Below are 20210 nucleotides of genomic sequence, written 5' to 3'. Positions count from 1 at the left end.
GCTACCCCGTACTTACTAGTTGCTATTAAAGTCCACGGGCCGATCGAGCGCTGAGTTCCGCGGGCGCCGACCTCGGCCGGCTCTCCGAGTACCGCTTGCGGCGCCGTCACTCGGGTCGACCTGCAAACCCGAGCGCCGTGACGATGGGTTTAACTACCGTCCTACGGACGGTTTACCCAAGACCTTCTCGGGTGGTCACCATGTCTGATTCGGATACGCACGACCCCACATCTTTACGAACGCCGATCGTCGCCGTCCTCGGACACGTCGATCACGGCAAGACCAGCCTCCTCGACAAGATCCGCGGCTCCGCAGTCATCGAGGGTGAAGCGGGCGCGATTACCCAGCACATCGGCGCCACCGCGGTGCCGCTAGACGTCATCTCGTCGATCGCGGGCGAACTCGTCGACCCCGACGACTTCGACCTGCCCGGCCTGCTGTTCATCGACACGCCGGGCCACCACTCGTTTACGACGCTTCGCTCGAGGGGTGGCGCGCTGGCCGACATCGCGATCCTCGTCGTCGACGTCAACGACGGGTTCCAGCCCCAGACCCTCGAGGCGCTGGACATCCTTCAGCGATCGGAGACGCCGTTTATCGTCGCCGCGAACAAGATCGACACCGTCCCCGGCTGGAACGCAAACGAGGACTCGCCGATCAACGCGACCTACGAGGCCCAATCGGACCGCGTCCGTTCGCGCCTCGACGAGAGCCTCTACGAGATCATCGGTAACCTCTCGGACGAGGGGTTCTCGGCGGACCTGTACTGGCGGGTTCAGAACTTCCAGCGCAACGTCGGCGTCGTCCCCGTCTCGGCGATGACCGGCGAAGGGGTGCCTGACCTGCTGGCCGTGATGATGGGGCTCTCCCAGCGCTACATGAAAGAGGAGATGGAGATCGACGTCACCGGCCCCGGCGTCGGCACCGTCCTCGAGGTCAAAGAGGAGAAGGGGTTCGGGAAGACGATCGACCTGGTGCTCTACGACGGGACGCTCCGGGCGAGCGACACGATCGTCGTCGGCGGGACGAACGAGCCGATCGTCACCGACGTCCGCGCGCTCCTCCAGCCCCGCCCGCTCGAGGAGATCCGCACCGAGAGCCGGTTCGAGAAGGTCGACGAAGTGTCGGCCGCGACCGGGATCAAGGTCGCCGCGCCCGATCTGGGCGACGCGATCGCGGGCGCCCCGGTTCGGGTCATCCGCGACCGCGACCGCGCGGACGTCGTCGCGGAGGTCGAGGACGAGCTCGCGAGCATCGCCGTCGACACCGAGGAGGCCGGCGTCGTGGTCAAGGCCGACACGCTCGGCAGCCTCGAGGCGATGGCCGACGCCTTAGAGGAGGCCGAGGTTCCGATCGTCCGCGCGGAGGTCGGCGACGTCGCACCCCGAGACGTCTCGGTCGCCTCGACGGCCGAGGAGGGGAAAGAACAGGTGATTCTGGGCTTCAACGTCGACGTGCTCGGCGATGCCGAGCAGCGCGCCGAGATCGAGGACGTCCGCGTCTTCACCGACGAGGTCATCTACCAGCTGATCGAGGAGTACGAGGAGTTCGTCGACGAACTCGAGCGCGCCCAGCAGGACACCATCCTCGAGAACATCGTCCGTCCCGCGCGCTTTCGGATCCTGCCCGATCACACCTTCCGACAGAACGATCCCGCGGTCGTCGGTGTCGAAGTCAACTCCGGCACCGTCCAGAACAACGCGAACGTCGTGAAGTTCGAGGGTAACGAGCCCGAACGCGTCGGCCAGGTCAAGGGGATCCAGGAACAGGGCGAGGACGTCGACGAGGCCCGCGCGGGCAACCGCGTCTCGGTCGCCATCGACGGCCCCACCGTCGGCCGCCAGATCGAGGAGGACGACGAGCTCTGGATCGAGATCCCCGAGAAACACGCGAAGATCTTAGAACAGGAGCTCTCGAGCGAGATCCCCGGCGACGAACTCGAGGCGCTGAACATGTATCTCGACAAGCAGCGCAGCCGGGATCCGTTCTGGGGCAAGTAGCGACCGTCGTTCTACGGCTCAGTTTCGCGTTTCGGTTCGCGCTTTCACCTCCCCGAGCGCCTCGTACACCGCCTCGGGATCGTCGATCGCCTCCCGGTCGCAGCGGATGTTTCGAAACCGTCGCTCGAGGACGAGTTCGTCGTCGGTGAGTCGAATCTCGGAGATCTTCTCCCAGGGAATCAGCTTTCTCGAGCGGCCCGCGTCGTGGCGGATGCCGCGCTCGTGGGCGCGCAACTCGGTCTGCTGTTTTTTCGCGTCGATGTCGAGTGAGAACCGCGTTCCGTAGTACTGCTTGCCGTTGGCGTCGCCGACGTTTACCATCCAGCCTCCGACGGCGATGAGGGCGCCGAAGGCGATCCAGAGTAGCCCGATCACGCTTCCGGTGGCGAGACTCGCGCTGAGGCCCATAGCTGCGAACGCCAGCATCGGCATCCAGAAGCCGGGGTTCGAGAACGCACTCGCCGGCTGGTACGTCCACACGACGGTCGGTTCGTCGGCGGTGATCGCGACGACGTACTGCTTCCGGCACAGTCGCTCGAGTCCGAACGCGGTGACGCCGACTACCACCGCGAGGGGGATCGTCACGGCGAAGTAGCGCGTGGCGGAGCCGATCGGAGTCACGCTCGGCGCGACGGCCGCCGCTGCGAAGCCGATCGCCGGCAGGTAACAGGCGAGACGCAGGGGACGGCGACGGCCGATCCGCTGAGGGAGACCGTGGGACCGCTTCGCAAGGACGTGGCCCACGAGCGTGATGGCGGTGACAACCGTCGGGAACGTGCCGAGCAGCGTCGCGGTCGTCACGTCGGCCGCCAGCCCGACGAGGGCGACGAGACCGCCGGCGACGAGCCCGAGATAGAAGCCGAACGCGGCCTGGAAGCCGAGATCCGGCCGTCCGGCGCTCGCGACCGGCCGGCGGTGTTCGAGGGACATACGCGGCCGTACGCGACGCGATCGCAAAAAGATACGTGCTTGACGTGTTCGCCGGGGGTCAGGGGTCGCCGGCGCGCTCGAGGCGCAGTTCGGCACCGCCGTCCAGCCCGACGAGCGGTTCCGTCTCGTCGACGCGCGCGACGACGGTGACGGGTGCCGCGGCTCGGGGTTCGTCGTCGACACTGGCCGGCGTCGGTCCCCAGAATAGACACAGCTTCTCGCCCGCGGGCCAGTAGGCGATCGCCCCCTCGGGGACGACCTCCCGGCCGTCCTCGAGGGGCGCCTCGAGCGACGCCGAAATGTACAGTTCGTCGCCCCAGCGGGTCGCGTCGCTCGAGACGGGGAGGGTGTCCTCGAGCGCGACCCGGGTTTCGGGCGCGCCGTCGGCCCAGGTCGCGGTCAGTTCGCGGTCGCCGACGACGACGCGGAGGTCGGAACGGGAGTCCATACCAGCGTCGTCGCTCGGAGGCCCTTTCGAGCTACCGATCGCCGCAGGAACGACCGACGTCCGCCCGAACCGATCCGTCGGCGGAACGCCGGCACTGATTAACGGGTTGCTCCTTCCACTCCAATCGTTAACTACGTGTTTGTGGTGTGTTAGGCCATGCTGGTTCATCTCAAACAGTACAAACACGAGGAGGTTCAGTTCGACGATAACCGGACAACGGGCGAGTCCCAGACCGAGGACACGGTCGACAAGGAACCGGAGGAGTACTTCGGCGAGGATATCGACGACTTCGACCTCGAGACCTGGGAGACGATCGAGTACGAGGACGACCCGATCCAGCGGCGGGACGTCTCGGTCGACGGTGTAACGGCAGTCTCCGTTCCGGAGGAGCCGACTGACGACGACGATCCGGACCTACCCGGGCGAACGATCCAGCTTCGACTGGGCGGGGAGATCGAGTACGTAGACCAGTCCCGGATCGTGGAGATACAGGACGAGGATCCCGGCGCGTCGTAGCGGGTTTTCCGCGACATCCGGGGAGCCGAGGCTCGAACCTGTCACCGTCGGCACTGACAGTCGTTACCGGGCACGACCCGGTCCCGAAATCGTTTTCAACTGCTCGCGCGGACACTCGGTATGCCGACGGAATCGGACACTCATTATGATCCCTCGCTGGGCAACAAGTTCATCTTCGTCACTGGCGGGGTTATGTCGGGTCTCGGGAAGGGGATCACGGCCGCGAGCACCGGTCGGCTCCTGAAAAACGCCGGCTTCGACGTCACCGCGGTGAAGGTCGACCCCTACCTGAACGTCGACGCGGGGACGATGAACCCCTACCAGCACGGGGAGGTGTACGTCCTCGAGGACGGCGGCGAGGTCGACCTCGACCTGGGGAACTACGAGCGGTTCCTCGACGTCGACATGACCTCCGATCACAACGTCACGACTGGGAAGACCTACCAGCACGTCATCAAGAAGGAGCGCGCCGGCGACTATCTGGGGAAGACGGTCCAGATCATCCCCCACATCACCGACGACATCAAGCGACGCATCCGGGAGGCTGCGGAGGGGACCGACGTCTGCATCGTCGAGGTCGGCGGCACCGTCGGCGACATCGAGGGGATGCCCTACCTCGAGGCGCTGCGGCAGTTCGCCCACGAGGAGGACGAGGAGGATATCCTCTTCACCCACGTCACTCTCGTCCCGTACTCGAAAAACGGCGAGCAGAAGACGAAGCCGACCCAGCACTCGGTCAAGGAGGTTCGCTCGATCGGGCTCCAGCCCGACGTGATCGTCGGACGCTGCGAGGACCGCCTCGAGCCCAAAACGAAGGAGAAGATCGCGCTGTTCTGTGACATCGAGACCGAGGCGGTGTTCTCGAACCCGGACGTCGAGGACGTCTACCGCGTCCCGCTGATGGTCGAGGAGGAGGGACTCGACCAGTACGTCCTCGAGCACTTCGGACTCGCGAGCGAGGCCTTACCGGAGGGCCAGCGGGCCAACGAGTGGCGGGAGATCGTCACGACGGAGAAAGACGGCTCGATCGACGTCGCGCTGGTCGGCAAGTACGACCTCGAGGACGCCTACATGTCGATCCACGAGTCGCTGAAACACGCCGGCTTCGACTGTGGCGTCGACGTCGATGTCCACTGGGTAGCCGCCGACGAGCTAGCGGACGACCACGACGACCAGCTCGAGGGGATGGACGGCGTCATCGTCCCCGGCGGCTTCGGTATGCGCGGCTCCGAGGGGAAGATCGAGGCGGTCCGCTACGCCCGCGAGAACGACGTTCCGTTCCTCGGGCTCTGTCTGGGCTTCCAGATGGCCGTCGTCGAGTACGCCCGGAACGTGCTGGGACTCGAGGACGCCCACTCCGCCGAGATGAACGAGGAGACGCCCCACCCCGTTATCGACATCCTGCCCGAGCAGTACGAGGTCGAGGATATGGGCGGAACGATGCGACTGGGCGAGCACACGACGGTGATCGAACCCCAGACGCTCGCGTACGAGCTGTACGGCGACACCTCCTGTGAGGAACGCCACCGCCACCGCTACGAGGTCAACCCCGAGTACTTCGACCGGTTCGACGAGGAGCCGCTCGTGTTCTCGGGCACCGCGGGCAACCGTATGGAGATCCTCGAGCTCGAGGACCACCCGTACTTCCTGGGCACGCAGTTCCACCCCGAGTACACGTCCCGACCGGGTCAGCCGAGTCCGCCGTTTCTCGGCCTGGTCGAGGCTGCACTCGAGCGCACCACAGACGACACGACGACAGACGGCGAAACCGAGGTAACCCACTGATGGTCGACACACAGACGTTCGTCCCGGAAGCAGTCGAAGAGATCGAGAACGAAGTCGGCGACGCGAACGCGGTTATCGCCCTCTCGGGCGGCGTCGACTCCTCCGTCGCAGCGGCGCTGGCCTACGAGTCGATCGGCGACCAGCTCACCCCAGTCTACGTCGACACCGGACTGATGCGAAAGGGCGAGACCGCCCAGATTCGCGAGACGTTCGACTACATGGAGTCGCTGCGGATCGTCGACGCCAAGGAGCGATTTCTGGAGGCGCTCTCGGGCGTCACCGATCCCGAGGAGAAACGGGCGGTTATCGGCGAGCAGTTCATCCGCGAGTTCGAGCGCGAGGCGACGGACGCGGACGCAGACTACCTCGTCCAGGGGACGATCTACCCCGACCGCATCGAGAGCGAGGGCGGGATCAAGTCCCACCACAACGTCGGCGGCCTTCCCGACGTGGTCGACTTCGACGGGATCGTCGAACCCGTCCGCGACCTGTACAAAGACGAGGTCCGGGAGGTCGCCCGCCACCTCGGACTCGACGAGATCGTCGCCGAGCGGATGCCGTTCCCCGGCCCCGGCCTTGCAGTCCGAGTTATCGGCGAGGTCACCGAGGAGAAACTCGAGGTCGCCCGCCACGCCTGCCACGTCGTCGAAGAGGAGCTCGAGGAGTACGAACCCTGGCAGGCCCTCGCCGCGGTGATCGGCAAGGCGACGGGCGTCAAGGGCGACAACCGGGTCCACGGCTGGGTCGTCTCGGTTCGGTCGGTCGAGTCCCGCGACGGGATGACCGCCCGCGCCCAGGAACTCGACTGGGAGACCCTCCAGCGTATCCAGTCCCGGATCACCGGCGAGAACGAGACCGTCGCGCGGGTCGTCTACGACGTCACCCACAAACCGCCCGCGACCATCGAGTACGAATGAGCCTGCGAGCCATCGTCGCCGGTCCCGACGAGGACGGCATCGGCGACGCCCTCGAGGCCGAAGGCGTCGACGTCGCCCGGATCGGCGGCGTCCTCTCGCGACCGACCCTCGAGGAGGCGGGCGTCCTCGAGGCAGAGCTGTACGTACTGACCGATATCGACCAGGCGACGACGATTCCGATCGTCTGCGACCTCAACGAGGACATCCGGACGGTCGCCTACGGCGAGCGCACGGTTCCGGAGTTCGTCCGCGGCCAGCTCGACCTCGCGCTCGACCCACAGCTGATGGACGCGACCCTGGTCGCCGAAGAGCTGGTCGGCTGACCGTTCGTACTGGCAACCGCCCTCGAAACGACAACTTACCCGTCGGGGGCCGCTGTGAACGTTCTATTGAGCTATTTCGAACGGATAAACTCGAGTTAAGCCTGCGGGAATTCGACGTAAGACAGCTATACCGACTCCCCAGTTCAAGTGGTAGCCACTCGTACGAACTGATGGAGGTCGACGGGCAGACCCCACCAAGTGGCACCGATCTGCCAACCCGTGACTTCCAGCAACCCCACCACAGCACCCTTCCCCCACATTGCCATACCGTTATCCGCTTGATGGGTGACGCGGGTTCCCTGCACCGGCCCGCGTCACCGTCGCTGTCTCGGGACACGGGGTCGTGTCCCAGTATGGCTTTCCGTACTACCGAATAGAACCGTTTGAAGCGTGGTACCAGTACGCTCCCGAGCTACTGCTGTCGCTCTTGAAGCCGTTTCAGTACCGGAATCTCCTCGAGGCGTTCCGCCGAGAGCAGTTCCCAGTCGATCCCGGCTGGCTGCCCGCCACTGTCGGGGCGACGTACTTTTTCGGGCGTCACTATCAGATCCATCGAGACGTCGTGCTCGCCGGTGTCGACGTCGTCGTCGATCAGCTGGCGCTCGTGAATCGTCGTCGCGACGGTCGTCGACTCGCCGACGAGGCCGAGCTCCCGGAGGACGGCGTACTCGAGGTCGCTGTACCCCTCGCCCTTGCCGATCCGGTCGCCCCTTTCCGTGACGGCGACGCTCCCGGAGACGATCAGATCGATCTCTTCGACGGCCTCTGGGCCGATCTGTTCGCCGTGCTCGGAGGACCCCGAGACCGTCGTCGCCGCATCGTAGTCCTCGAGGGCGTCGGGATCGAGCTTCAGGAAACACCGCTCGTCGCGCAGGCGCGGAACGGCCATGTACACCGTCTTTCCATCCCGGAGCGCGCGGCGACGGACCGGAAGCTGGGGCGCGTCGGGGTTGGCCTTGATCGCCGTTGCGGCCTCCCACTCGGGCTGGTCGGCGAGCCGGTCGGCGGCGTCGTCGGCGCCCGCGAAGTTCGGAATCCGGCCGTGGGGCGGGAACGGGAAGCGGGCGACGCCGCTCTCCTCGAGGTCGTCCCAGACTCGCTCGCGGATCCGTTCTTTCATTCTTCCTCGAGCTCCTTCTCGATCCCGGGATCGGTAACCGTCCGCTCCTCGTTCGCGAGGGCGACGAGGTGAGTCGCCTCCGGAAGGATCAGTTTCTCGAGGGCGAGTCGGACGGCCCCGCGGTTGCCGGGGAGGCAAAACACCGGAACGTCGCCGGAGACGCCCGCGAGCGTCCGCGCCGCGATGACGTGGGAGCCGAAGGCGTCGTAGGCGAGCGTCGAGAACAGGTCGTTGAACGTCGACAGCTCCTTGCCGAGCAGCGGTCGAACCGCCTCGAGCGTGACGTCGTCGGGTTCGATGCTGGTCGCCCCGCTCGTGAGAACCAGTTCGACGTCGTCGCGGTCGACCATCCGTGAGACGACCGACTGGACCTTGTCGTGGTCGGCACCGACGTGTTCGCGCATCGGGACCTCGTAGCCGTTCTCCTCGAGGATCAGCTCGATGGTCTCGCCGGCTGCGTCGGTACTGAGCGAGCGGTTCGTCGCGATCGTAACGACGCCGACCCCGAGCAGCTCCTCTCCGGACTCGTCGTCTGGCTCCGTCGTCTCCATACCGTCCGTTGTGCGGGCGAGCGATAAAGGAATCGCGGACCGCGTCGAGGGCCGGCCCAACTGTTATGCCGGTCGTTTCCGTCGGAAAGCGTGTATGCAAGCGGTCAAAGTCACCGAACACGGCGAGACGGACGTCATCGAGTACGGCGACTACCCCGACCCGGAGGTCAGTCACGACGAGGTGCTGGTCGACGTGAAGGCGGGGGCGCTGAACCACCTCGACGTCTGGGTCCGCCGTGGGCTGCCGACGCTCGACCTCGAGATGCCCCACGTGCCGGGCAGCGACGCGGCGGGCGTCGTCGAGGACGTCGGCGAGGACGTCACCCGGTTCGCGCCGGGCGACCGCGTCGCGGTCACTGCGGGCGTCCACTGCGGGGACTGCGAGTTCTGCCGGAGCGGCGATCCGACGCTGTGTGTCAACTTCCATCTCATCGGCGAGCACGTCACCGGGGTTCACTCCGAGTACGCCGCCGTCCCCGAGGACAACCTCATCCCGGTTCCGGAGGACGTCGACTGGGTCACCGCGGGATCGACCTCGCTCGTGTTTCAGACCGCCTGGCGGCTGTTGATCGATCGGGCCGACATCGAGGCCGGCGAGAAGATCCTCGTATTGGGGGCAAGCGGCGGCGTCGGCCACGCCGCGGTCCAGATCGCCGACTACGCGGGCGCGGAGGTGTACGCCACCGGCAGCACGGAGGAGAAACTCGAGCACGCGCGCGAACTCGGCGCCGATCACGTCGTCAACTACGAGCAGCAGAACTTCGCGGAGTGGGTCCGAAGCGAGACCGGCAACCGGGGCGTCGACGTCGTCGTCGACTACATCGGCGCCGGCACCTGGCGCGATTCGATCAAGAGCCTCGCGAAGAACGGCCGGCTGGTCACCTGCGGGGGGACCGCGGGCGGGAATCCCGAGACGGACATCCCGCGCATCTTCTGGAACCAGCTTCAGATCATCGGCTCGACGATGGGAACCCCCGGGCAGGTCGACGACGTGATGGAACTCGTCTGGGACGGTACCTTCGAACCCGCGATCCGCGAGGTGCTCCCGATGAGCGAGACCGCTCGCGCCCACGAGATCATCGAATCCCGCGAGGGCTTCGGGAAGGTCGTCGTCCGCCCCGACAGCGAGCTGTAGCCCTCGAGCACCCCCCGCTCGAGCGCCGGAACCGTGACTGCTTTGCCCGTCGCCTCGCAACTCCCGCACGTGACCTCGAGCGACGACGGCGGCTACGTCCACGACCCCTCGACGTTCGACGAGGAGGGCGACCGCCGCGAGGCGACCGACGACGGTGACGAGACTGCAGACTGGGTCGACGAACCCGTCCATCCGGAGGCGGCCGACCGCGAGTTCGACTGGCGCGGCTGGACGCTCGTAGCCGTCATCGTCTTCGCCTTCGTCGTCGCGCCGGGGATCATCCTGCTGTGGCCCCCGGCGACGGACTACCTGTTCGCCCTGATCGTCATCCCGCTCGTCCCCGCCGTCCTGCTAGCGGTGACGGCGGTGTGGGCGACGACCCGACCCTGACCACTCGAGCAGCGAGCCCCTCTCGGTTCTCGATCGCAGTGGTTCCTCCCGACAGTCCGGCCGTTCGCTCGAGTCGGCGCTTCCCTCGGTGCCGGCCGACCCCGTTCCAGTGCCGTTTTCTTCGACACAGTGACAGGATCGAACAGTTGGGTTAGCTGGTTGAGGTTAGCCCGACTATAGTAAAGGTTCAGTAGGAAACAGGCAGAAACGATGGCACGCAACTCGCGGCGATCGTTCGTGCGTAACGCAGCAGTGACCGTCCTCGGTGGCTCCGCGCTCGCCGCCGGAACGAACCAGGTAGCGGCGCAGGACGACGACTTCGAAACGGCCGTCGAGGCGGCGATCCACGACCGCGTCAACGAGATCCGAACGGATCGCGGACTGGAGGCCCTCGCCTACCGCGACGACCTCGCGGCGGTCGCGTCGTACCACAGTCGGGACATGGCCGACCGGAACTACCTCTCGCACACGTCTCCGGAGGGAGAGACGATGACCGACCGCTACGAGCGCTTCGGGATCGACTGCCGGGGCTGGGCCGAGAACGTCCTGTTCAACTACGCGGCCGACGAGTCGCCGACCGCGGCCGCCCGCCGGAGCGTCGACCAGTGGATGGGAAGCGCTGGCCACCGGCGAAACATCCTCTCCGAGTCCTGGACCGCCGAGGGGATCGGTGCTGCAGTCGCCTCCGACGGTCGACTGTACGTGACCCAGAACTTCGGCACGAACTGTCGCTGACCGCTCGCTCTCCGTTTTTGAACAAGAGACGGCGGCGTTCCGGAACCGCGGATGGGAGCCCGTGTTCGACCGACCGTTCCGGGCGACTATTCCGATCCTAGCTCGAGTTCGGTCGCCGGAACCCGTTTTGCCCGTCGGTAAGCCGTTTCGATGAACGAAACCGTCCTCAGTCGGAGCGAACGTCCCGTCGCATCGCGATCTCGAACCACGGACAGAGTCGAAGCTGTCGGTACCACTCGGGGTTCGAGTGCAGGCGCTCGTAAGGGACCCACATCAGACCGCCGACCTCCTCCTCGTCCGGCTCGAGCGTTCGATCGGATAGCGTCAGCTTCAGCACGGCACAGACCTCGTGTTCGACGCCCGCGTTCTCGAAGTAGCGCTTGTACTCGAAGCGGTCGGTCACCCGCAGGTCGTCGTACTGGTCGGGCGTGACGCCGAGTTCCTCCTCGAGTCGCTGGCGGGTTGCCTCCTCCTGGCTCTGTCCCTGGACGGGGTGGGAGGCGACGGTGCCGTCCCAGTACGTTCCCCAGAGGCGCTTCCCGGGAGCACGCTGGGCGAGGAGGACGTTGTCGTCCTCGTCGAAGACGAGCGAGGTGAACGCCCGGTGGCGGATTCCGTCGCCGGTGTGGGCCTCGAGGCGGTTGACGAGTTCGAGTTCGGTGTCGGTTTCGTCGACGGCGATGACGTCCTGCCGTGCGTTCTTGTGGGGTTCCTCGTCCTGTGGCGTACTCATACCCACACAATTGCAAAGGGTCTTGAAACCAGTATCGTCTCGCTACTCCCGACTCCAGCCCTCAGCCGGACTGACCGCCGGCCGCGTCGGGATCCGGCCGGTAGCGATCCCCGACCACGACCTCGAGCGTGTTCGCCTCCGTCTCGAGTTCGAGGGTCTCCGCGTCGAGCATCTCGCCGTCGAGGCTGTACTCGATCGGCTCCGATCGCAGGCTCTCGAGGGTGAGCGAGGAGACGCGGTGGCGAACGATGTGTCGCTCGCCGCGTTCGAACAGCCCCGCGAGTGCGGCCTCGCCGACCAGGTCGGTCGTCGGGGCGTCCTCGACGATCGTTACCTCGAACAGCCCGTCCTCGACGTTCGCCTGGGCGCGTCTGGTGCCGCCGAACCGCCGGCAGTTCCCGACGAGCACGAGCATCGCCTCGCCCGTCCACGTCTCCGGTGCGTTCGCGTCGCTGCCGTCGGGTCCGCCCTCGAGCGTCGCCCGAATCGGCAGGGAGTCGAACGAGGAGATCGTCTCGAGGGCGCAGGAGACGTACGCGAGGACCCCGAGGCGTCGCTTCTCGTCGGGGGTCGTCGCACCGCTCGCCTCGGCGGTGAGCCCGCCGACACAGGAGTTGACGAACGCCCGACCGTTCGCGGTGCCCAGGTCGATCCGGCGACGCCGACCCGTATCGATCGCGTCGAAAGCGCCCCCGACGCCGTCGATTCCGAGGTTTGACGCGAAGTTGTTCCCCGTCCCGGTCGGGACGACCGCGAGGGTCGTCCGCTCAAGGGCCTCGGCCTCTGCGAGCCCGTTGACGACCTCGTTGATCGTTCCGTCGCCGCCCGAGGCGACGACGAGTTCGGCGCCGTCGGCCCCGGCCTCCCGGGCGAACCGAACGCCGTCGCCCTCGCCCTCGGTGATCCGAACCGAGAATCCGCGCTCGCGGGCGAGCGTCCGCACGCGCTCGAGGTGGTCCTCGGTACCGCTCACCGGGTTGCAGATGACGACGTGGTCGGCGTCGGTTCGGCGCTCCCGTGCGACGTCCCCGCTCGACTGCCCGACTCGATCGACGTCTCGCTCCATACGCCCGGTACGAGTCAGAAGAACAAAACGGCCAGTTCACGTTCGACTAGATATGTTTGCCGTCGACCTGCACGCACACACGCGGTTCTTCCACGGTCACCGGGCGCTGGGCGACCGGTTCGACCCGTACGGGTTTCGACTGCTCACACGCGTGATCGACGCCCGCGGGCTCGACGGCGTCGCGACGACGAACCACGACTACTACACGCGCTTTTCCTCGGCGCGCGCGACGGCGATTCCCGGGATCGAGATTTCGACGACGCGCGGACACGTCCTCGTGATCGGCCCCGACCCGCCGACCGAGACCGTCCCCGGCGAGTACACGCCCGCGGAGGTCGTCGAACTGGCCCACGACCGGGACTGTGCGGCGATCGTCGCCCACCCATACCGCGACAGCACGATCAAGGAACTCGAGGAGCTACCGTTCGACGCGATCGAGATCAACGGCAAGCATCCCCGAACGGAGCGACTGGTCCAGCGGCTGGCCGAACGCCACGATCTGCCCCTGGTCGGCGGCAGTGACGCCCACTACCCCTTCGAGGCGGGGCGGGCGTACACGCGGATCGACGCCGCGGAACTCACGCCCGAGTCGGTCGTCGAGGCGATCCGGGACGGCCGGGTCGAGCCTCGAGTCGCGACCGGGCGGTTCGATCGCGGGCTGCGTCGGCTCTACCGGGAGATCCACAGCCGAAAACATCCGGATGGGTTGCTCGCGGAGGCGTCGCCGGGGATCGGAGAGGCGCCGGACGCGACCGACTCGTAGCCGGCCTCCGGTTCGCTCTCAGCCGAGCTGTTCGTCTAAAATCAGCCGTGTCTGCGTGCTCACGACCTCGTCCTGGTCGCGGGCCTGGGTGATGAGATCGTTGACGCCGCGGGTGTCGGCCGCGTCGACGACGAGGACGATGTCCTGTTCGCCCGAGACCATCCAGACGAAGTCGACCTCCTCCCACTCGGCCATCCGTTCGGAGACGGCCTTCGTGTCGACGTCGACGGCGACGCTGACCTCGATCATCGCCTTGACGTTGCCCGTATGCGTCGAGATCGTAAAGCGCTCGATCACGCCGTCGTCCATCATGCGTTCGACTCGGTTCCGAACCGTTCCCTCGCTCGTCCCCACCTCGTCGGCGATCTCCGTGTACGGCGTGCGGGCGTCTCGCCGAAGCGTATCGAGGATCCGTCGATCGAGCTCGTCCATGGAGATGCGGAGCTACGACCGACCCGCACTTACCGATTACGAATTTCGTAACTCAGCTTCGAAGGCAACACTTATGACCGCCGATCAAATACGTAGTTCGTAATGACAGCTGCCTACGTTGCGCTGGAAGGTGGCCACGTAATCGAGGGACGTGGTCGCGCTCCGGGAACAGCTCGTGGCGAACTGGTTTTCACGACGGCCTACACCGGCTACGAGGAGAGTCTGACTGACCCGTCCTACGAGGAACAGATCCTGACCTTCTCGTACCCATTGATCGGGAACTACGGCGTTCGCGAGGAACGCTTCGAGGACGACCGCGTCCACCCGCGGGCCGTGCTCTCCCGGGAGCTCACCGACGACGTCGCCGACTGGCTCGAGAGCGAGGGCGTTCCCGCGATGGACCACCTCGACACCCGCGAGGTCGTCACCGACATCCGCGACGAGGGCGCGATGAAGTGTGGCATCGCCGTCGGCGAGGACGTTACCGAGGAGGACGCCCTGGCCGAGCTCGAGGCCTGCAAGGGCATGAGCGAGCACACCGATATCGGCGCCCAGGTCAGCGTCGACGAGGCCGAAGTTCACGGCGCCGGCAACGACGGCGAGACCGTCGCGCTGGTCGACTGCGGCGCGAAGGGCTCGATCGTCTCCTCGCTGGTCGAACGCGACGCCGAGGTTCACGTCCTGCCCTACGACGCGAGCGTCGAGGACATCGAGTCGGTCGATCCCGACGTGCTGTTCATCTCGAACGGTCCCGGCGACCCGGCGAACTACGAGCAGGCGGTCTCGCTCGTCGAGGCGTTCGTCGAGGACACCCCCGTCGCCGGCATCTGTCTCGGCCAGCAGATCGTCGCCCGCGCGCTGGGCGGCACTACCGAGAAGATGACGTTCGGCCACCGCGGCGTCAACCAGCCCGTGCTCGATCTGGACTCCGGTCGCGTCGTCATGACGACCCAGAACCACGGCTACACCGTCGACGAACCCGGCGACGCCCTCGAGGTCTCCCAGATCAACGTCAACGACGACACCCCCGAAGGCCTCGACGGCGTCGAGTACGACGTTCTCACCCGCCAGTACCACCCCGAAGCCAACCCCGGTCCGCAGGACACCCTCGACTTCTTCGACGACGTCCTCGCAATGGCCGGCGACCGAAGCCAGCGAGCCGTCCCCGCCGACGACTGAGCCCCGCTCGGTCGCCCGGCAGTTTCGACGCGCCGTTTTCGAACCGGACCCGCAACGCTGAACCCCGAGGCGACGCCTCGCTCGAGTAATGGACCGCCCACCCGCACTCGACGGCTTCGCCGACCAGCACCCGCTCGAGCACGCGGCGACGGTCGTCGTCGCCGTCGTCGTCTTCTGGATCGGATACTTCGGCGCGGTCGTCGTCGGCTACGGCAACCTCTCGGTGCTCGCCAGCGAGACGAACGTCTCCCCACAGCGCGTCGGCGGGATGGTCGGCTCGATCCTCGTCTGGACGTACTTCGGACTCGCGTTCGTCCGCGGCTCCGGCGGACCGCTGCTAAACGCCGTCGTCTACCCGCTCGCGATCGTCGCGCTCGCGCCGTTCGTCGGTCGCTGGACGCTGTTCGGCGTCGATACTGGAGCGGTGTTCTCGCGATTCGTCGGCGTGTTCGTCCTCGAGCCGCTGGTGACGTTCGCGATCGCGGTCGTTCCCGGAATCGGCGCGTTCGTCACTCTGCTCGCGATCTGGGGAGCGTCGATCGACGACGCCGAGCGCCGGGCGTGGGAGGACCGCCACCTCTCGGCGGCGTTTTACGAGGCGTTCGTCGCGCAGGATCGGGAGTGACGGCCGTCGCCCTCGACTGCCCCGAGTCGCCCCTCGCCGTGCCGGGAAAGCCTACTTATCGCTGCACGGAGACAGTACAGCTATCCGACGCATGTCAGCCGATCGTCTCCTCGTTCCCGTCGCGAACCCCGAAACCGCCGATCGACTGCTCGACACGGCGATCGACGTCGCCACCGATCGCGACCTCGAGCTTCTCGTACTTTCGATCGTTACCGTCCCGATGCAGGTCCCCCTCGGCGAGGCCCGACGTCAGTTCGACGTCGACGACCGGGAGGCGCTGGTCGCCGACGCGGTCGAGCGAGCGACGGGGTACGGCGTCTCCGCGGCGGGCCGGGTCCGGTTCGGCCGAAGCGTCGCCGACGGGATCCGCGGCGTCGCGACCGACGAGTCCGTCGACGCGATCCTGCTGGGCTGGCGCGGCCGACCCCGTCGCCGCGACGTCGTCCTCGGGAGTTACATCGACGACATCCTCGCCGACGCACCGTGCGACGTCCTCGTCAAGCGCATCGACCGGGACCGACGCGCCATCTCGTCGGTGCTCGTCCCCGTCGCCGGCGGCCCCAACACCGAGTTCGCCGCCGAGACCGCGGGCGCGCTGGCCCGCGCCCACGACGCCCGGATCGAACTCGTCACCGTCGTCCCCGACCGCGAGGAGGAGACCGTCGCCGAGGCCCGGGACCTGCTCAACCGCACGGCGCCCGCGCTGGGGGCCGTCGAGTCTGTCGAGCAGACCGTCCTCGAGGGAGCGGTCGTCGAGACGATCGTCGAGCGCTCGAGCGACCACGGCGTGACCGTCGTCGGCGCGGCCGAGGGCGGATTCCTCCGGCGGGCGCTGGTCGGGGACGTCCCCGAGGCGATCGGTCGGGAAGCCGAGAGCGCCGTCATCATGGCCAAGCGAAAACGGGACGTTCCGGAGGCGCTGTGGCGTCGGCTACGGGATCGGCTTCGGTAACTGCAGGCGAGGGAACTCGGTGTCGACGCTGGTCGCGTCCGCGTACCGGAGGTGTTTTGTAGCGATAGCGACGAGATGCGGGTAGACGGCACGGCCAGCCGGCTACCTTTCGGCCGGCGTGGTCTCCACGCTCGGTCACCGCTGACTGGCCTACCCCGTCTCTCTACTACTCGCGAGCGACCGCTATCGTCGCCGAGATATCCTCGAACCGACGATCCGCGTATCGTCCGCGAGGCGATCGTCGGGATCGAAGCCGGACGGCGAACCGTACTCCTGCAACCGATATCGAGCGTCTCGAGCCGCGCGAATCGGGAGCCCGCGAGACGCCCACGGTAGCGCTCACCCCGGAGCGGCGGCCTCAGTGCGTCTCCGGTCCCTCTCGTTCAGTCGTGACGAAAACTCCGCTGGCCCGTAAACGCCATCGCGATCCCGTGCTCGTCCGCGGCGGCGATCACGTCGTCGTCGTTGACCGAGCCGCCGGGCTGGATCACGGCCCCGATCCCCGCCTCCGCGGCCTCCTCGATCCCGTCGGGGAACGGGAAGAAGGCGTCCGAAGCCATCACGGCGCCCTCGGCGTCTTTCCCCTCGGCGTGTTCGTCGGCCTTCATCGCCGCCAGCCGAACCGCGTCGACTCGGGAGACCTGACCCATTCCGACGCCGACGGTCTCGGTGCCCTGCGCGAGGAGGATCCCGTTGGACTTGACGTGTTTCAGCGTCTGCCAGGCGAACACCATCGACTCGAGTTCCTCGTCGGTCGGCTCGCGCTCGGTGACGACCTCGAGGTCCGCGACGGTAATCGACTGCAGGTCTCGCTCCTGGACGAGGCGTCCCCCGACGAGCGGTTTCTCGGTGAACCGATCCGTTCGCTCCCCCAGCTCGCCCACCTCGAGCACTCGAAGGTTCTCCTTCTCGCAGAGGATCTCGAGGGCGTCGTCGGTGTAGCCGGGCGCGACGACGACCTCCTTGAACGAGTCGATCACCAGCTCGGCGGTCGCGGCGTCACACTCGCGGTTCAGCGCGACGATGCCGCCGAAGGCGCTCATCGGATCCGTCGAGAGGGCCTGTTCGTAAGCCGCCGCGAGCGAATCGGCGGTCGCACAGCCCGCGGGATTGGTGTGTTTGATCACTGCCGCAGCGGGCTCGTCGAACTCCTTGATGAGGTTCAGGGCGCCGTCGGCGTCGTTGTAGTTGTTGTACGACAGCGCCTTCGCGCCCTCGTTCAACTGGTCGGCGTGGACCACGCTGGCCTCGTCGCAGGTGTAGTCGGCGTACACCGCGGCGTCCTGGTGGGGGTTCTCGCCGTACCGAAGGGTGCTGAGACGGTCGCTCGAGGCGAGACGCCGCACGGGGAGTCCACCGTGGTCCGCGTCTTCCGGGCTCGAGACGTCCGCGTCGATCGAGACTTCGCCCGCCTCGAGATCCACGTCCACCGCATCCTCGGCGAACCACTTCACCGCCCGGGGGTACGCCCGGAACTCGCCCTCGTGGAGCACGCGCTCTTTCAACGTCTCCTCGTCGTCGCCCTCGTAGACCGCCACCGGTTCCTGGGTGACGATCGGGCCGGCGTCGATCGCCGCCTCGATGATCTCGCCGTCCGCGTCGGTCGCGTCGGTGACGACGTGGACCGTACAGCCGGTCACCGAGACGTCCGCCTCGAGCGCGTCGCTCCAGGCGTCGTCGCCGGGAAACGCCGGCAGCAAGGAGGGGTGAACGTTCAGCGTGGTCGGCTGTGCCTCGAGGAACGTATCCGAGAGGATCCGCATGTAGCCGTCGAGACAGACCAGGTCGAACTCGTAGCCGGACAGCGCCTCGTTGACCGCCCGTTCGTGCTCGCGGCGATCGACGCCGTCCTCGAGGGGGACGACCTCGGTGGCGATCCCGCGTTCGGCTGCGGCCTCGAGAACCGGCGCCTCGGGATCGTAGGACAGCACGACCGCGAGGTCGGCTCCGCCCGGTCGACGGTCGGCGACGTTCAACAGGTTGCGGCCTCGGTTGCCGGCCAGTCCGGCGATTCGGGTCATGGTCGAATCCGCGCCCGCGATCGGCAAAGCCGTTGCGGTCTCGAGCGCCGGGATATACACGATCAAGCATTGCTACGGCAGTATTTCGCCTTCGTATTCTCGAAGTATGCACGGTTGTGGCTCCTCGTTTCGATACGCTTTTGCACTGCGCTGGAAAGGATCGGAACGATGACCGACACCCACGCCCTGTACGCCGTCTCGCCGATCGACGGCCGCTACGCGGGTCGGACCGAACGGCTCTCGCCGTACGCCAGCGAGGCCGCGCTGATGCGGGCTCGCGTCCGCGTCGAGGTCGAATACCTGGTCGCGCTCGCGGAGCTGGAGGCGACGCCCCTGGAGCTCTCCCTCGAGGACCGCGAGCACCTGCGCGGGCTGTACGAACACTTCGCCGAGGAGGACGCCCGGCTGATCAAGACCCTCGAGACCGACGGCTACGGCGAGTTCGAGGCAACCAACCACGACGTCAAGGCCGTCGAGTACTTCGTCCGCCACCGCCTGCCCGAGGGCAGCGACGCCGGTCCCTGGATCCACTTCGGGCTGACCAGCGAGGACGTGAACAACCTCGCCCACCGCTTGCTCCTCGCCGAGGCCGTCGACGAGGTCCTGCTGCCGGCGCTGTACGACCTGCAGGACGAACTCGCCGAGATGGCCCGCGAGCACCGCGACCTGCCGATGCTGGCTCGCACTCACGGCCAGCCCGCGACGCCGACGACGTTCGGCAAGGAGCTGGCCGTCTACGCGGCCCGACTGGGCCGAGCGACGGGACGGATCCGCGCGGCTGCCGACGACCTCTCGGGCAAGCTCGGCGGCGCGTCGGGAACGTACGCGGCCCACGTCGCCGCCTACCCCGACGTCGACTGGCCGACCTTCGCCGAGGCGTTCGTCGAGGACCTCGGGCTCGAGTTCGTCCCGCTGACGACCCAGGTCAACCCCTGTGACGATCTCGCGGCGCTGTTCGACGCCTTTCGGGGTGCCAACGACGTCCTGCTGGATCTGGACCTGGACATGTGGCTCTACGTCTCCGATCGCTACCTCGGCCAGGAGGCCGTCGCGGGCGAGACCGGGTCGTCGACGATGCCACACAAGGTCAACCCGATCGACTTCGAGAACAGCGAGGGGAACCTCTCGAAGGCCAACTCCGATCTGGCCTTCCTCGCCGACTACGTCACGACCTCGCGGCTCCAGCGGGACCTCTCGGACTCGACGGTCAAACGCAACATGGGCGCCGCGCTCGCCCACTGCCTGATCGGCTACGACAAGACGGCCGCGGGCCTCGAGAAGGTCGTCCCGAACGAACACGTCATGCGCGACGACCTCGAGTCGACCCCCGAGATCATCGGCGAGGCCGTCCAGACGATTCTCCGCCGGGAGGGCCAGGAGGGCGCCTACGAGCGCGTCAAGGAGCTCACCCGTGGACGGGAGGTCTCCCTCGAGGACTTTCACGAGCTGTTCGACGACCTCGAGGTCGACGACGACGTGCGCCGGGAGCTTCGCGAGCTGACCCCTGCTGCGTACACGGGCGTCTCGAGCGACCTGGTCGACGGTCTCGACTGATCTCGGTTGACCACCTCACCGGGATGTTCGAGCGT

Annotated in this window: 21 protein-coding genes; 13 read left to right on the top strand and 8 right to left on the bottom strand. The window is 67.0% G+C overall.

Translation table 11 applies throughout. The annotated features are described in order from the left end of the window. Positions 1-200: 200 nt before the first annotated feature. On the top strand, positions 201-2000 hold the full coding sequence (gene infB, locus QA609_RS02715; protein ID WP_278301047.1) for a translation initiation factor IF-2: 1800 nt from the start codon (positions 201-203) through the stop codon (positions 1998-2000). An 18-nt stretch (positions 2001-2018) separates the two neighbouring features. On the opposite strand, the gene QA609_RS02710 is transcribed toward infB, so the two are convergent. Both QA609_RS02710 and QA609_RS02705 read right to left on the bottom strand, forming a co-directional pair. Then, on the bottom strand, positions 2019-2930 hold the full coding sequence (locus tag QA609_RS02710) for a hypothetical protein (protein WP_278301046.1): 912 nt from the start codon (positions 2928-2930) through the stop codon (positions 2019-2021). A 58-nt stretch (positions 2931-2988) separates the two neighbouring features. Further along, positions 2989-3378, bottom strand: a complete 390-nt coding sequence (locus QA609_RS02705; RefSeq protein ID WP_278301045.1) for a cyclophilin-like family protein — start codon at positions 3376-3378, stop codon at positions 2989-2991. Positions 3379-3534: 156 nt separating this feature from the next. Between QA609_RS02705 and QA609_RS02700 the strand changes: the two genes are divergently transcribed. The 4 genes from QA609_RS02700 to QA609_RS02685 all read left to right on the top strand — a co-directional run bounded on the left by QA609_RS02700 (position 3535) and on the right by QA609_RS02685 (position 6919). Next, a complete protein-coding gene (locus QA609_RS02700; protein WP_278301044.1) occupies positions 3535-3894 on the top strand; it encodes a hypothetical protein in 360 nt (119 codons plus the stop codon). 120 nt (positions 3895-4014) lie between these two features. Further along, entirely contained in the window at positions 4015-5679 is a 1665-nt protein-coding gene (locus tag QA609_RS02695; protein WP_278301043.1) for a CTP synthase (glutamine hydrolyzing), read from the top strand. Continuing rightward, on the top strand, positions 5679-6596 hold the full coding sequence (gene guaA / locus QA609_RS02690; RefSeq protein ID WP_278301042.1) for a glutamine-hydrolyzing GMP synthase: 918 nt from the start codon (positions 5679-5681) through the stop codon (positions 6594-6596). Before QA609_RS02695 ends, guaA begins: the two co-directional genes overlap by 1 nt. Beyond that, positions 6593-6919, top strand: coding sequence for a CTP synthetase (locus tag QA609_RS02685; RefSeq protein WP_278301041.1), 327 nt, complete (start codon positions 6593-6595; stop codon positions 6917-6919). The genes guaA and QA609_RS02685 overlap by 4 nt, the downstream gene beginning before the upstream one ends. A gap of 412 nt (positions 6920-7331) precedes the next feature. Here QA609_RS02685 and QA609_RS02680 read toward each other — a convergent pair whose 3' ends face one another. Both QA609_RS02680 and QA609_RS02675 read right to left on the bottom strand, forming a co-directional pair. Beyond that, positions 7332-8039: a 5-formyltetrahydrofolate cyclo-ligase gene (locus tag QA609_RS02680; protein WP_278301040.1), complete on the bottom strand. Its 708-nt coding sequence runs from the start codon at positions 8037-8039 to the stop codon at positions 7332-7334. Then, positions 8036-8590, bottom strand: a complete 555-nt coding sequence (locus QA609_RS02675) for a molybdopterin-binding protein (protein WP_278301039.1) — start codon at positions 8588-8590, stop codon at positions 8036-8038. The genes QA609_RS02680 and QA609_RS02675 overlap by 4 nt, the downstream gene beginning before the upstream one ends. 94 nt (positions 8591-8684) lie before the next feature. Between QA609_RS02675 and QA609_RS02670 the strand changes: the two genes are divergently transcribed. The 3 genes from QA609_RS02670 to QA609_RS02660 all read left to right on the top strand — a co-directional run bounded on the left by QA609_RS02670 (position 8685) and on the right by QA609_RS02660 (position 10850). Continuing rightward, the gene (locus QA609_RS02670) at positions 8685-9725 is read left to right on the top strand and encodes a zinc-binding dehydrogenase (protein WP_278301038.1); all 1041 of its coding nucleotides are present in this window, start codon (positions 8685-8687) and stop codon (positions 9723-9725) included. A gap of 69 nt (positions 9726-9794) precedes the next feature. Continuing rightward, positions 9795-10115, top strand: coding sequence for a hypothetical protein (locus QA609_RS02665; protein ID WP_278301037.1), 321 nt, complete (start codon positions 9795-9797; stop codon positions 10113-10115). Between the two features lie 237 nt (positions 10116-10352). Then, positions 10353-10850: a CAP domain-containing protein gene (locus QA609_RS02660; RefSeq protein ID WP_278301036.1), complete on the top strand. Its 498-nt coding sequence runs from the start codon at positions 10353-10355 to the stop codon at positions 10848-10850. A gap of 166 nt (positions 10851-11016) precedes the next feature. On the opposite strand, the gene QA609_RS02655 is transcribed toward QA609_RS02660, so the two are convergent. Together QA609_RS02655 and QA609_RS02650 are read right to left on the bottom strand one after the other, a co-directional pair. Then, entirely contained in the window at positions 11017-11583 is a 567-nt protein-coding gene (locus tag QA609_RS02655) for an NUDIX domain-containing protein (RefSeq protein WP_278301035.1), read from the bottom strand. Between the two features lie 61 nt (positions 11584-11644). Further along, positions 11645-12649: a diacylglycerol kinase family protein gene (locus QA609_RS02650; protein ID WP_278301034.1), complete on the bottom strand. Its 1005-nt coding sequence runs from the start codon at positions 12647-12649 to the stop codon at positions 11645-11647. Between the two features lie 52 nt (positions 12650-12701). Here QA609_RS02650 and QA609_RS02645 point away from each other — a divergent pair, with 52 nt between their 5' ends. Next, positions 12702-13412 carry a PHP-associated domain-containing protein gene (locus tag QA609_RS02645; protein WP_278301033.1) on the top strand — a complete coding sequence of 237 codons (711 nt, stop codon included), beginning with the start codon at positions 12702-12704 and terminating at the stop codon, positions 13410-13412. Between the two features lie 18 nt (positions 13413-13430). Here QA609_RS02645 and QA609_RS02640 read toward each other — a convergent pair whose 3' ends face one another. Then, a complete protein-coding gene (locus QA609_RS02640; protein WP_278301032.1) occupies positions 13431-13844 on the bottom strand; it encodes an Lrp/AsnC family transcriptional regulator in 414 nt (137 codons plus the stop codon). 102 nt (positions 13845-13946) lie between these two features. Between QA609_RS02640 and carA the strand changes: the two genes are divergently transcribed. The 3 genes from carA (at position 13947) to QA609_RS02625 (ending at position 16600) form a co-directional block, all read left to right on the top strand. Further along, positions 13947-15023 carry a glutamine-hydrolyzing carbamoyl-phosphate synthase small subunit gene (gene carA / locus QA609_RS02635; RefSeq protein ID WP_278301031.1) on the top strand — a complete coding sequence of 359 codons (1077 nt, stop codon included), beginning with the start codon at positions 13947-13949 and terminating at the stop codon, positions 15021-15023. A gap of 88 nt (positions 15024-15111) precedes the next feature. Next, positions 15112-15648 (top strand): hypothetical protein, encoded by a 537-nt coding sequence (locus tag QA609_RS02630; protein ID WP_278301030.1) that lies wholly within the window; start codon positions 15112-15114, stop codon positions 15646-15648. A gap of 91 nt (positions 15649-15739) precedes the next feature. Next, positions 15740-16600: a universal stress protein gene (locus tag QA609_RS02625; protein ID WP_278301029.1), complete on the top strand. Its 861-nt coding sequence runs from the start codon at positions 15740-15742 to the stop codon at positions 16598-16600. A gap of 383 nt (positions 16601-16983) precedes the next feature. Here the strand turns inward: QA609_RS02625 and purH are convergent, their stop codons facing one another. Then, positions 16984-18621: a bifunctional phosphoribosylaminoimidazolecarboxamide formyltransferase/IMP cyclohydrolase gene (gene purH, locus QA609_RS02620; RefSeq protein WP_278301028.1), complete on the bottom strand. Its 1638-nt coding sequence runs from the start codon at positions 18619-18621 to the stop codon at positions 16984-16986. 168 nt (positions 18622-18789) lie between these two features. Here purH and purB point away from each other — a divergent pair, with 168 nt between their 5' ends. After that, on the top strand, positions 18790-20175 hold the full coding sequence (gene purB, locus QA609_RS02615; protein WP_278301027.1) for an adenylosuccinate lyase: 1386 nt from the start codon (positions 18790-18792) through the stop codon (positions 20173-20175). Positions 20176-20210: the final 35 nt, after the last annotated feature.

Origin of the sequence: Natronococcus sp. A-GB7 (genome assembly GCF_029688865.1) — an archaeon.
Lineage (GTDB): Archaea > Halobacteriota > Halobacteria > Halobacteriales > Natrialbaceae > Natronococcus.
This window is presented reverse-complemented; position numbering and strand designations above follow the sequence as displayed.

Coding starts and splice junctions, on each gene's coding strand:
- QA609_RS02625 (WP_278301029.1), top strand. CDS start 15,740: ATGTCAGCCGATCGTCTCCTCGTTCCCGTCGCGAACCCCGAAACCGCC.
- QA609_RS02630 (WP_278301030.1), top strand. CDS start 15,112: ATGGACCGCCCACCCGCACTCGACGGCTTCGCCGACCAGCACCCGCTC.
- QA609_RS02710 (WP_278301046.1), bottom strand. CDS start 2,930: ATGTCCCTCGAACACCGCCGGCCGGTCGCGAGCGCCGGACGGCCGGAT.
- QA609_RS02685 (WP_278301041.1), top strand. CDS start 6,593: ATGAGCCTGCGAGCCATCGTCGCCGGTCCCGACGAGGACGGCATCGGC.
- carA (WP_278301031.1), top strand. CDS start 13,947: ATGACAGCTGCCTACGTTGCGCTGGAAGGTGGCCACGTAATCGAGGGA.
- QA609_RS02675 (WP_278301039.1), bottom strand. CDS start 8,590: ATGGAGACGACGGAGCCAGACGACGAGTCCGGAGAGGAGCTGCTCGGG.
- QA609_RS02680 (WP_278301040.1), bottom strand. CDS start 8,039: ATGAAAGAACGGATCCGCGAGCGAGTCTGGGACGACCTCGAGGAGAGC.
- QA609_RS02640 (WP_278301032.1), bottom strand. CDS start 13,844: ATGGACGAGCTCGATCGACGGATCCTCGATACGCTTCGGCGAGACGCC.
- QA609_RS02645 (WP_278301033.1), top strand. CDS start 12,702: ATGTTTGCCGTCGACCTGCACGCACACACGCGGTTCTTCCACGGTCAC.
- QA609_RS02650 (WP_278301034.1), bottom strand. CDS start 12,649: ATGGAGCGAGACGTCGATCGAGTCGGGCAGTCGAGCGGGGACGTCGCA.
- QA609_RS02695 (WP_278301043.1), top strand. CDS start 4,015: ATGCCGACGGAATCGGACACTCATTATGATCCCTCGCTGGGCAACAAG.
- infB (WP_278301047.1), top strand. CDS start 201: ATGTCTGATTCGGATACGCACGACCCCACATCTTTACGAACGCCGATC.
- guaA (WP_278301042.1), top strand. CDS start 5,679: ATGGTCGACACACAGACGTTCGTCCCGGAAGCAGTCGAAGAGATCGAG.
- QA609_RS02655 (WP_278301035.1), bottom strand. CDS start 11,583: ATGAGTACGCCACAGGACGAGGAACCCCACAAGAACGCACGGCAGGAC.
- purB (WP_278301027.1), top strand. CDS start 18,790: ATGACCGACACCCACGCCCTGTACGCCGTCTCGCCGATCGACGGCCGC.
- purH (WP_278301028.1), bottom strand. CDS start 18,621: ATGACCCGAATCGCCGGACTGGCCGGCAACCGAGGCCGCAACCTGTTG.
- QA609_RS02705 (WP_278301045.1), bottom strand. CDS start 3,378: ATGGACTCCCGTTCCGACCTCCGCGTCGTCGTCGGCGACCGCGAACTG.
- QA609_RS02670 (WP_278301038.1), top strand. CDS start 8,685: ATGCAAGCGGTCAAAGTCACCGAACACGGCGAGACGGACGTCATCGAG.
- QA609_RS02700 (WP_278301044.1), top strand. CDS start 3,535: ATGCTGGTTCATCTCAAACAGTACAAACACGAGGAGGTTCAGTTCGAC.